7 protein-coding genes, 2 tRNA genes and 1 pseudogene are annotated in these 10,656 nt (G+C 60.5%); 5 read left to right on the forward strand and 5 right to left on the reverse strand.

The features are described from left to right. Positions 1 to 11: 11 nt before the first annotated feature. The gene (locus AC1VXC_RS15255) at positions 12 to 932 is read right to left on the reverse strand and encodes a lauroyl acyltransferase (protein WP_313173668.1); all 921 of its coding nucleotides are present in this window, start codon (positions 930 to 932) and stop codon (positions 12 to 14) included. 62 nt (positions 933 to 994) lie between these two features. Between AC1VXC_RS15255 and dtd the strand changes: the two genes are divergently transcribed. Together dtd and rpoD are read left to right on the forward strand one after the other, a co-directional pair. Then, on the forward strand, positions 995 to 1,435 hold the full coding sequence (dtd, locus tag AC1VXC_RS15260) for a D-aminoacyl-tRNA deacylase (protein WP_282268068.1): 441 nt from the start codon (positions 995 to 997) through the stop codon (positions 1,433 to 1,435). Positions 1,436 to 1,528: 93 nt separating this feature from the next. Further along, the gene (gene rpoD, locus AC1VXC_RS15265; RefSeq protein WP_313173669.1) at positions 1,529 to 3,376 is read left to right on the forward strand and encodes an RNA polymerase sigma factor RpoD; all 1,848 of its coding nucleotides are present in this window, start codon (positions 1,529 to 1,531) and stop codon (positions 3,374 to 3,376) included. A 332-nt stretch (positions 3,377 to 3,708) separates the two neighbouring features. On the opposite strand, the gene AC1VXC_RS15270 is transcribed toward rpoD, so the two are convergent. Next, entirely contained in the window at positions 3,709 to 6,738 is a 3,030-nt protein-coding gene (locus AC1VXC_RS15270) for a TonB-dependent receptor (RefSeq protein WP_313494547.1), read from the reverse strand. 843 nt (positions 6,739 to 7,581) lie between these two features. Here AC1VXC_RS15270 and AC1VXC_RS15275 point away from each other — a divergent pair. From AC1VXC_RS15275 to AC1VXC_RS15285, 3 genes are all read left to right on the forward strand, one after another. Continuing rightward, positions 7,582 to 7,657 (forward strand) — tRNA-Ile (locus AC1VXC_RS15275). Positions 7,658 to 8,129: 472 nt separating this feature from the next. Continuing rightward, positions 8,130 to 8,222: transfer RNA gene (locus AC1VXC_RS15280), tRNA-Ile, on the forward strand. Positions 8,223 to 8,243: 21 nt separating this feature from the next. Then, the gene (locus tag AC1VXC_RS15285; RefSeq protein WP_449302009.1) at positions 8,244 to 8,486 is read left to right on the forward strand and encodes a hypothetical protein; all 243 of its coding nucleotides are present in this window, start codon (positions 8,244 to 8,246) and stop codon (positions 8,484 to 8,486) included. A gap of 179 nt (positions 8,487 to 8,665) precedes the next feature. Here AC1VXC_RS15285 and AC1VXC_RS15290 read toward each other — a convergent pair whose 3' ends face one another. The 3 genes and pseudogenes from AC1VXC_RS15290 to AC1VXC_RS15300 form a co-directional block, all read right to left on the reverse strand. Then, the gene (locus AC1VXC_RS15290; RefSeq protein WP_449302008.1) at positions 8,666 to 9,127 is read right to left on the reverse strand and encodes a hypothetical protein; all 462 of its coding nucleotides are present in this window, start codon (positions 9,125 to 9,127) and stop codon (positions 8,666 to 8,668) included. 1 nt (position 9,128) lies between these two features. Beyond that, complete coding sequence (locus tag AC1VXC_RS15295) at positions 9,129 to 10,529, reverse strand: RHS repeat domain-containing protein (protein WP_481539878.1); 1,401 nt, start codon at positions 10,527 to 10,529, stop codon at positions 9,129 to 9,131. A gap of 27 nt (positions 10,530 to 10,556) precedes the next feature. Next, positions 10,557 to 10,656, reverse strand: a pseudogene (locus tag AC1VXC_RS15300) (IS5-like element ISCARN85 family transposase); the annotation flags it as partial.

Below are 10,656 nucleotides of genomic sequence, written 5' to 3' on the forward strand. Positions count from 1 at the left end.
CAGCAGCAGGTTCAGTGCGGATGACGGGCAGTGGCGTAGGGGTCGTGTTCACCGCTGCCCGGTGGCCGTAGCGTGTAACGCTTGTAGGTCCACTGGTACTGGGTGGGATCGCGACGCGCGATGCGTTCGATGCCCGCGCTTAGCGTGGCGACCGCGCGTGGCAGGTCAGGATCGGCGATCCCGGCTTCGGCCGGCTCGATGTGCAGGGCGAAGTCAAGATTCGGCCCGGTGCGTTCGCACCAGCCATACAGCAGCGTGGCGCCGGTGCGCTCGGCCAGGCGGTTGACCAGGGTCATGGTCAATGCCTGGATGCCGAAGAACGGGACGAACACACCGTCGCCGTTCTTGGGCTGCTGGTCGGGCAGGATGCCGGTGGCGCCGCCTTCCTTGAGTACCTTGAACAACTGCCGCACAGCGGGGCCTTCGGCGCGTACCTGACGCACGTTGTCGCCGCCCCGGCACAGCTGCAGGAATTCATCACCGACCGGGTTCTCCGGCGGTGCATAGACGATGGCGATCGGGCCACGCGAGGCCAGCCACTGGTTCAGCAGCTCCCAGTTGCCGTAATGCGGGGCAATGACGATCACGCCCTTGCCCGACGCCAGCGCGGCGTCGTAAAGCGCCTCGCCGTGGCGTTCGCGCAGGTGCCGGGACAGGTTGCGGGCCGGGTCATGAGTCCACAGGTACAGGGTTTCCAATGCCTGGCGGGCGGTGGTGCGCAATACCTCGCGGTGCAGGCGCGCGCGCTGGGCGGCGTCCAGTTCCGGGTAGACCAGCTCCAGGTTGCGCCGGGTTACCCGGCTTTCGCGGGCATTGATGCTGCGCCACAGCCAGGCCACGGTGTCGGCCAGGGTCCGCTGCCAGGACCAGGGCAGGTGAGTCAGGGCGCAGGCGAGGCGGTAATAGAGCTTGGCGGTGGATTGCGGTTTCATTCCCCCAAGTTTAGCCGCTGGCGCGCGGTGCTATGGTGCGCGGCCCCCTGCAGGAGTTGCCGATGCTTTGCCTGATCCAGCGTGTTACCCAGGCCTCGGTCACCGTCGATGATGCGGTGGTCGGGCAGATTGGTCCGGGCCTGTTGGCGCTGGTCGGGGTGGAGCCGGGCGACGATGAGGCGATGCTGTCGCGGATGGCGGACAGGCTGCTCGGTTACCGGGTTTTCGCCGACGATGCCGGCAAGATGAACCGTTCCTTGCGCGATACCGGTGGTGGCTTGCTGCTGGTCAGCCAGTTCACCCTGGCCGCCGATACCCGTTCAGGCATGCGCCCGAGCTTCACCAGCGCCGCGCCGCCGGCCGAGGCTGAACGGCTTTTCAACCGATTGGTGGCTATCTGCCGTGAAAAACACAGCCCAGGGGTGGAAATTGGCCGCTTTGGTGCCCATATGGTTGTCAGCCTGATCAACGATGGGCCCGTAACCTTTCTGCTCAGACCGTAGCGCGCCGCGAACCCACCGCCCCGGCAAGCGCTATGCTGCGCTGGTATAATGCTAGGTTCCCATCTTCACAATCGCCGGTGGCGCGAGCATTACATGGCCAACGAACGTCCTGCCCAGCAAAACGACATCAAGCTTCTGATCAGCAAGGGCCTGGAACAGGGCTACCTGACCTACGCCGAAGTTAACGATCATCTGCCCGACGACATGGTCGATCCGGAGCAGATCGAAGACATCATCGGCCTGATCACCGGCATGGGCATCGATGTCCACGAAGTTGCCCCCGACGCCGACACGCTGATGCTCAGCGACGGCAACACCGGCAACCGTGAAGTCGATGATACCGCCGCTGAAGAAGCGGCTGCTGCACTGACCGCACTCGACACCGAAGGTGGCCGCACCACCGACCCGGTGCGCATGTACATGCGCGAAATGGGTACGGTCGAGCTGCTGACCCGCGAAGGCGAAATCGCCATCGCCAAGCGCATCGAAGAAGGCCTGGGCCAGGTGCAGGCTGCCCTGGGTACCTTCCCGCTGGCCGTTGAATCGGTGCTGGCCGATTACGAAGCACACAAGGAAGGCAAGAAGCGCCTGGCCGAAGTGATCGTCGGCTTCAACGACCTGGTCGAGGAAGCGCCGGCACCAGCTGTTGCCGAAGACACCAGCGAAGACGCCGATGCCGACGGCGATGAAGACGACGACGGCGACGACGTCGAGGAAGAAGCCGGCCCGACCGGTCCGGATCCGGTGGAAGTGGCTGCCCGCATGGAGCAGCTGGCCGCCGACATGGCCAAGTTCAAGAAGGCCCATGCCAAGGGCGATGTAAAGGCCCAGGCCAAGCTGCGCGAGGAGATCTCGGCCACCTTCGTGACCCTGAAGCTGCCGCTGCCGCTGACCGACGTGCTGGTGCGCCTGCTGCGCGACACCATGGCCCAGGTCAAGTCGCAGGAGCGCCGCGTGCTGCACCTGGCCACCATCACCGCCCGCATGCCGCGTAAGGATTTCATCCGTTCGTGGGAAGGCAACCAGACGAACCTGGAGTGGGTGGAAGACGCCATCAAGCGTAAGCAGAAGTGGTCGTCGGCGCTGCGTGACGTCAAGGACCAGATCGTTGCCGAACAGCAGGCCACCATCGACCTTGAGAAGGACACCCAGCTGAGCCTGGACGAGCTGAAGGAAATCAGCCGCGTCATGGCCTACGGCGAAGCCAAGGCGCGCAAGGCCAAGAAGGAAATGGTCGAGGCCAACCTGCGTCTGGTCATCTCCATTGCCAAGAAGTACACCAACCGCGGCCTGCAGTTCCTGGACCTGATCCAGGAGGGCAACATCGGCCTGATGAAGGCCGTCGACAAGTTCGAATACCGTCGCGGTTACAAGTTCTCGACCTATGCCACCTGGTGGATCCGCCAGGCGATCACCCGTTCGATCGCCGACCAGGCCCGCACCATCCGTATCCCGGTGCACATGATCGAGACGATCAACAAGTTGAACCGCATTTCCCGCCAGATGCTCCAGCAGTACGGCCGCGAGGCCACGCCGGAGGAACTGGCCAAGGAAATGGACATGCCGGAAGACAAGATCCGCAAGGTGATGAAGATCGCCAAGGAGCCGATCTCGATGGAAACCCCGATCGGCGACGACGAGGATTCGCATCTGGGCGACTTCATCGAGGACACCAACGTGGAGTCCCCGATCGAGAACACCACCAACATCAACTTGTCCGAAACCGTGCGTGACGTGCTGGCTGGCCTCACCCCGAGGGAAGCCAAGGTGCTGCGCATGCGCTTCGGTATCGACATGAACACCGATCACACGCTGGAAGAAGTGGGCAAGCAGTTCGACGTGACCCGCGAGCGCATCCGCCAGATCGAGGCCAAGGCGCTGCGCAAGCTGCGTCACCCGAGCCGTTCGGAACAGCTGCGCAGCTTCCTCGACATCGAGTAATCGATATCGCTGGATGGCAACGAAAAACCCCGCTTCGGCGGGGTTTTTTGTTGTGCCGCATGCGCCCCGGATACGGGATACGGGATACGGGATACGGCATACGGAAGCGGTGGCTCCGGTGATGCAGGTGTCATCGCACCCGCGTCCGGGCGGCGCAGCGCGTTGCACGCCGGTGCGCAGCGGCCGGCGGGGGTGGCCCGTGGCCGCGACCGAACCGGCAGGCGGGCCATGCAGAAAACAGGAGAGCGGCCATTTGGCCGCTCTCCTGTCGAGACAGCGTCCCGAACAGCGCCGGCACCATAATGCCGACGCTGACCGGAACGGGTTGCGGATCAGAACGAGTAGCGCGCACCCACGTAGAAGCGGCGTGGCTCGTTCCAGGCGGAGGCCTCACCGAAGCCATAGGTACCGCCGGAGACCAAGCCGGAGGCCGCCGTTGCCGACTGCTTGTCGAGGATGTTGAAGATGTCCAGGAAGAACTCCAGCTTTCCGAACGGCAACGCCCAGTTGTACTTGGCGCGTACGTCCAGGGTGTAGTTCGAGGGACCTTCATTGGCGCCGACCGAGCCCGGCAGCACCCAGGTGTCATAGACGCCGCGATCGATGTATTCCTCGCCCATGACCGGCAGGTAGCGTGAGCTCACCAACTGTGCGGTGGTATAGAGCTCGCCACTGTTCCAGTTGAACACGCCGCTGACTTCCAGGCCGTTGTCCCAGGCGTAGGAAGCCCATGCCTTGAACTGGTGCTTGATGTTGCCGGCCTGCGGACCCCACATGTTCGGGGCACGCGGATCCAGCGCGATCCAGTCGCCCTGGTAGTCGGCGTTGCTGTCGGAGTTGGTGTTGCCCTTGGCATCGTTGTAGGTATACGACACCGAGCCCTGCCAGTTGTCCTTCCTGAACTTCTGCAGGGTGATTTCGTAGCCCATGTACTCGCGCTTGCCGCCGGCCAGCGTGCCGATCACGTAGTTCGAATTCGGCGCACTGTCATAGCCGAAATAGGAAAGCGGCAGGTAGTAGAACGAGCCGGGTGCGGCCAGTCCGTAGTTGCCGATCGGATCGGAGGGGTCGAGTGACGCGTCGGAGTACAACGCCAGATCGTAGTCCTCGAGGATGTCGCGGGTGACGCGCTTGGTGGCGGTGACGGTCAGGCTCAAGTCGTCGCGGAACGTGGTCGAGAAGCCCAGCATCATTTCGTCGGTATACGGCGTCTTGGTGGAAGGCGAGAACAGTGCATCGGGTTCCTTTTCGCCGCCACGGGTGCGGAAGGTCAGCCACTGGTCGCCCAGGAAGATCTGCTCGGCGTAGCTGGGGCCGGTCAGGTTGCCGGCGAAATCGGACATGTTGTTGCGGATCGGATCGTAGTAACGGCCATAGAAGCCCCAGACCTTGCTGCGTCCATCGCCAAACAGGTCATACACCACGCTCAGGCGCGGCGCGAACTCCCAATCGAACTTGGCCGATTCGCCGCCCTTGGAGTCGTAGTGCTTCCACTGCTCGGCACGCACGCCGGCATTGACGGTCCACTGGTTCAGCGTCCACGTGTCCTGCAGGTAAAACGTCTTGCCCTTGGATTTGACCGTGTAAGGGGCGGTCTGGGTTTCGGCGATGCGGTAGTTGTTGAGGAAGCCACCGGGATTGCCCGCGGTGCTGGTGAGCTTGTACGCGCCCAGTTCCGCCGTGGACACCGCGCCGTCGCCATTGGTATCCAGCAGCCCGAGGAAATACGCCTTGTTGCTGCTGTCATTGATGCCGTTGATGATGCGGCCATAGTCCGTTGCGGCGATGGGGCGCGTGGTCCAGGCATTGCCGGTGGCATTGTTGACCGCCTGGTCCAGCGTCAGCCCGCTGTACTGGTTGTCGATGGAGGTATAGCGCGCCTTGTCACCGGTATAGACGGTGTCTTCGAAGTATTCGTTCTCGGTGCTGGTAAGGCCCAGCTTGAAGCTGTGCGAGCCATAGGCGGTGTCCAGCCAATATTCGACGCTGGCACCGAACTCATCGCGGTTGCGCTCGGTGATGACATCGAAGCCGAGGCCACCCAGGTTGCGCTGTGCCAACGACGCCTGCGCCGAGGAGCGGAAAGCGATGGTGTTGGTTGCCGAGGGATCGGCCGCCGAGTCCGACAGTTCGCCTTCATGGCGGAAGCCATAGGCGGTCAGTCGGAGGTTGTCCCAGTCATGGCTGTACTCGAGCTTGTAGTTGTCGCCGCCCTGCTTGCGCGAGTAGTCGCGGTTGTTCAGGGTGCTGGAGGCGGTGGTACCGGTGATGTCGGTCGGATCGTTGAAGAAGGTGCCGGTCAGGCGATCGTTCTCGGTGATCTGCCAGGTGGCCTTGAAGAAGCCGTATTCCGCGTCGCTCTTCACAGTGCGCATGTAGTCACCGGTCTGCGCGTTGACCACATCGGTCTCGCGGTACTTCTTCTGGTAGGAGGTGAAGAACCAGAGCTTGTCCTGCAGGATCGGGCCGCCCAGGGTGAAGGCGGTGTCATAGGTCGAGAAGCCCGACGCGGTGTTGTGCTTGTTGTCGGCGACGAGGCTGTCGTTCTGGAAGTAGTAGTTCAACGAGCCGTGCCAGTCGTTGGAACCCGACTTGGTGACGACCCTGGCCACCAGGCCGGAACCGCCGGCATATTCGGCCGGAACGCCGCCGGTGATGACCTGCTGTTCCTGGATGATTTCGGAATTGAAGTTGGCGCCGAACGTACCGGTCGACGGGTCGGTGACGTCCACGCCGTCGAGCATGTAGACGTTGTCGGTGGAGCTGCCGGTGGCACCGCCGATGTCCGAGTAGTTGACGCCGGACTTGGAAGAGGGGTTGCCGGTGGCACTGGGCTTCACGCCCGGGACCAACTGCAGGTAGCTCTGGTAGCTGCGACCGGTCGGCAGTGATTCCACCTGCTCCAGCGTCAGCACGCTGCTGACGGTTGCGGAGGTGGTGTCGATGGCCGCCAGGGCCGCGCCGGTGACCGTCACGGTGTTCAGTGTGGTGGCGTCGCCGGAGGAGGCGGTCGCTGCATTGTTCAACTTGTAACCCAGGTTCAGCTCCTTGCCACTTACGACGGCGACATTGGCCGCGGTGAAGTCGCTATAGCCCGGTGCTTCGATCTGGATCGTGTAATTGGTTGCCGGATCCAGGCCGCTGAGGCGGACGCGACCAGCGGCATCGGTGACGCCGGTTTTGGATACCAGGCTGTCAGGGGAGCTGACCTTCACCGTGGCGCCGGCCAGTGGCTGTCCGCTGCCGTCATTGATGGCGATGCGCAACCCGCCGGTGTCGGCCCAGGCGGCCCCGACGAAACACATGCCGAGTGCAACACTGAGTGCTTTATGCCGGAACTGATGCAAGTGATTTCGTTTCAAGAATTTTACTCCCCGGAGAAATGGAGGGCCTGTGGATGACCCTGCGCGGGCATGACGAAAGTCATGCCGGGTCGATCTTAAGGCAGCATTCAGGAAACTTCGCGGGGTTGGGCGTGCAGTTAATGTGAGATGCATCACAAAACGAAACTTAATGCATGCTTAATCGCCAAATTCAGACAAGTTTGTGTAGGGAAATTGAGGTAACGATGTCTTTTCCTGTCCCGAAGTGCGCTGTCGGGACTGGCTTCTGTCCCGACGAGCGTGCCTCGCCGCGTCTTCTGGCGAACAGGCGAAGGACTACCGTGATGCGTTGAGTCCCGACGCGTCGGGATACGCTGGCGTTGAATGACGCTTGCCGGGGCGGCGTGCCCCCGGGGGCACCGGGGGATGCCGAGAGCACATGCCATGTGAGCCGATCGCGCAATGATTCCGGCAGCTCGGCGACAGCGGGGGATGGGCGGCCGCCGTTGTGGCCAAGCGGTTCCGTCCAGCTGGTGCTCCTGGTTCAACGACATCCGTCCTCGGCGCGACGGCGTCAGAACATCAGCCGCATTGATGTCCGACGGATCTCGCTCTCAGCGCTTTGAGGCGATTCCGAAGATGGATCGGGTGTGAACAGTCATTGCGGGATGCATGACATGTCCGCTGTACCGGTGAACATCGTTTGCTGCACCCAGACCTGCCTCGAAATGATGGTGGATGGAAGACAAGACCAATGGGGGAACGGTACACTCACGCCGCTTCAATGCACGACGTGATGGATGCCTACCAAGGCGGGCACATCAGCAACAGGGTTGCACGGAACAGCACCGGCCCTCGAATAGTCGACTTGAAACTCCTGCAGGGCCTATAGCTCAACGGTTAGAGCAGAGGACTCATAATCCTTTGGTTCCAGGTTCGAATCCTGGTGGGCCCACCAAAAGAATCAGTGGCTTGCAGAGATGCAGGCCATTTTTCGTTTCCGCGATTCCGAATCGGTGCCTGCACGGTCTAGCCGTTCCGACTAAGTGTTGATTCTTCAATCGGGGGGCGGCTCAAAGAGAGCCGCCCTTTTTTGAGAGCGCATGAGCCATTGGGAGCCAGTGTCGATTCGAGGCTCAACGAATCTCGGCAGCTGATCAGCCCCGCAATTCAATGGGCCGAGTAGTGGTTCAGAACCCGTCAGTAGAGAGCCGGCTTCCGGTTCGAGACCGTCCGTCAGGTAGTTCCGAAGTCATGGGACAGCCCCTGTCTCGGCTCTCAGGCTCTGATGGTTTGATCTCGTAACGTCCCCAAAATTGGGAGCGACAATAGGCCAGGGTATTGCTTTGTAATCCAGACTTGGTAGATTCGCGTCCGTGAACATCTTCTACCGCTCGCTCCGAATACTTGGCTGATCAGTCGACTGATCAGCCCCTGTAGCTCAATGGTTAGAGCAGCGGTTTTATAACCCGTCAGCGCCAGATAAGCGGCTTATGCCGGTTCGAGTCCGGCCAGGGGCACCATACCTCTCACTGGGGTTGCTGATGCCCATCTTAGATCCCGATGACTACCTCTCGCACATCGTCTATGACGAACTGCGTGGTGGCTGGTGCTTGACTGAAGAAGGCCAGTGGCTTCTTGTCCAAGAGATGATTGCCAGAACCAAGGAGCTTGATCGCCTTGATGTAATCGAGGGGCGAAAGCCGCCCACCTATACGCATTTCATCCAGCCGGAAATGGTAAAGGGGGCAACAGTGATCTGGCCGAAGAAGTACACGTCAAGCTGAAGACGTGACCTACCCATTCCTCGTTACTACAGCCAGCCATTAGGCGCGGCCGCCAACAGAACTGGACACCTCCGCCAAGCAGCTGGGCAGTCATTGCTTCGTTCGCCGGATAACGTGACGAGTTCGCAACTCAGAGCGACTCAACCCGCCGATGAGTACCCAACAATGAGCTATCTCAGTTAATCGCGTACTGGACAGACGACCGCCACGCGACTACTCACGGATCGAAGGTTGTGGACGTTCCAGCCGTACCAGCGATCTGGATCTGCGGAGATGATGATGCTCTTAGCGTCTGAATCTACAAGCTGGACAGTCGCAATCGCACCTTTGCTGACAAGAACTTGCGCTTCTGAGTTGGGCCCAATACCCAGATCCGACATGAAGGATGGTGGAGCCACAGAAAAATGTCCTTTCCCAAGCGGAATTCGGGGTAAAGGTCTATCTTCGGACGCCTCCCACGTGGATTTGTGCTCATCGAACCAACCCTCAAGGGATACGTCGAGACTTTTTTCCTTGAGCTGGTCAACAAGACGCTGGCAACTGGCAGCGTTACTGTTATGCCCGGAAAAAATCGTAACTGCCGCGTACGCGATGCCGCCGAGTAGGATACCTGCGACGACAACAAGCGCTATCTTTCGCATCTTATTTTCCCGCCCTTGAGTGATAGTACGAGTATCCGTAATCAGCCCAGTACTTGGCATGTGATATTTGTAGCAGGTTTCGGGCAGTGAAGTTTCCGCCGCCGACATCTTGCACAAAGCTGGCGGTATTCCATGCCTCGATGGCTCTGTGCATCGTACTACGCGTGTATCCACCGGCTGCCCAAGACATGCCTTGCATCATGTAGTTGATGTCGGTACCCAAGTGTGTACCCGAGTACCCACCCGGCATTCCATAGATTGAGAAAACCTCTCTGTTGTACCCATTGAAGATTTGGGAATCACCTCTGCTTCCCTGCATAAGGTTCCCAAACTCACGATTGCTCATCCCGTCATAGTTACCTTCCACAGACTGATTGAACATCAGTTCTCCGTAGGTGTACTCGGTCAGTACACCTAGTTCAGCTGCAGAAAGAGGTATTTTTCTGCCTGGGTACTGCTCAATGAAGTCGTCGATTCGCTGGGTGATTGCATTCTTGCGTCGCAGGTTCTCTGCATTGAAGGCATGCATTTCCTGATTGAAAAGACGGCTAAACGCAGCTTGTGACGCTCCGTTGCCAAACTTTCCGCCAGTAGCAACCGAAACAGTACCGCCTACGAGAGCCGCTGCTGCAACGCGTGCTGGAGCCGCTCTAACAGCACCGCCACCGACTCCATCAATCATTGGGGAGGTGAGCTCCGCTACACCCGCACTCAGGAATCCGTGGCCGAATTTTCCGCCTTGAAGGCGCGACATTACTCCGCCGGCTACGCCGTGACTGAGCACCTTGTTGGCGAACTGATCGCCTGTCAGTCCGGTACCGAACACGCCCTTGAATTCAGCCCCATTGGCAGCCTGTATCTGCTGGAACTTGGTGCCTATCCCATAGAAGACCGCGGCTGAGAACGCGCCGAACAGACCGCCCTGTAGCGTCCCCGTGCTTACATAGCCACTGACGAAGCCCACCAGCATCGCCGCCCCCAGCTTGGTGAACACCGGTGCCAGGTACGGCATGAAGATCGTGCCCACGATGGCGATGATCAGCCCCAGCGCCTGCCGCAGGCTGAAATTACCGGTCGGGTCGGTGTACACCAGTGGGTTGTTGAACACGTAGGTGTAGGCGTTCCAACTCTGGCCGTTGGTCGGCGCCTGGATCAGCGGATCGGCCTGCAGGAACCTCCCCAGCTTCGCATCGTAGATGCGGCCGTTCATGTGGATCACGTCCGTGCCGTCCACGTACTCGTGTCCGGTAAAGCCGCGCGGCGTGTTCGTTGACGAAGTGCCGCTTCCGGCTGGATTTCCGACGGCACGACGCGCCCCGAAGGTGGCGTAGTCGAGCGCCTCGGCCACGCTGCCATCGCTGTTGGCGATGCGGATCAAGCTGCCCAGGTGATCGTGGAACAGGAACTTCGTTGTCTGGACTAGGGCCTGTTAACACATTCTCAGTCCATCTGCGACAAGCACGAAGCTGATGAAGCCGAGGAACATGAGATCGAGTTTCTCGAAGCGCGAGAAGATGCGCCGGTAACCC

The sequence above is a fragment of the Stenotrophomonas sp. STEN033 genome (genome assembly GCF_056856655.1).

Excerpts from the sequence above, each read along its gene's own strand:
- dtd (WP_282268068.1), top strand. The coding sequence starts at position 995 with ATGCTTTGCCTGATCCAGCGTGTTACCCAGGCCTCGGTCACCGTCGAT.
- AC1VXC_RS15290 (WP_449302008.1), bottom strand. The coding sequence starts at position 9,127 with ATGCGAAAGATAGCGCTTGTTGTCGTCGCAGGTATCCTACTCGGCGGC.
- AC1VXC_RS15285 (WP_449302009.1), top strand. The coding sequence starts at position 8,244 with ATGCCCATCTTAGATCCCGATGACTACCTCTCGCACATCGTCTATGAC.
- rpoD (WP_313173669.1), top strand. The coding sequence starts at position 1,529 with ATGGCCAACGAACGTCCTGCCCAGCAAAACGACATCAAGCTTCTGATC.
- AC1VXC_RS15255 (WP_313173668.1), bottom strand. The coding sequence starts at position 932 with ATGAAACCGCAATCCACCGCCAAGCTCTATTACCGCCTCGCCTGCGCC.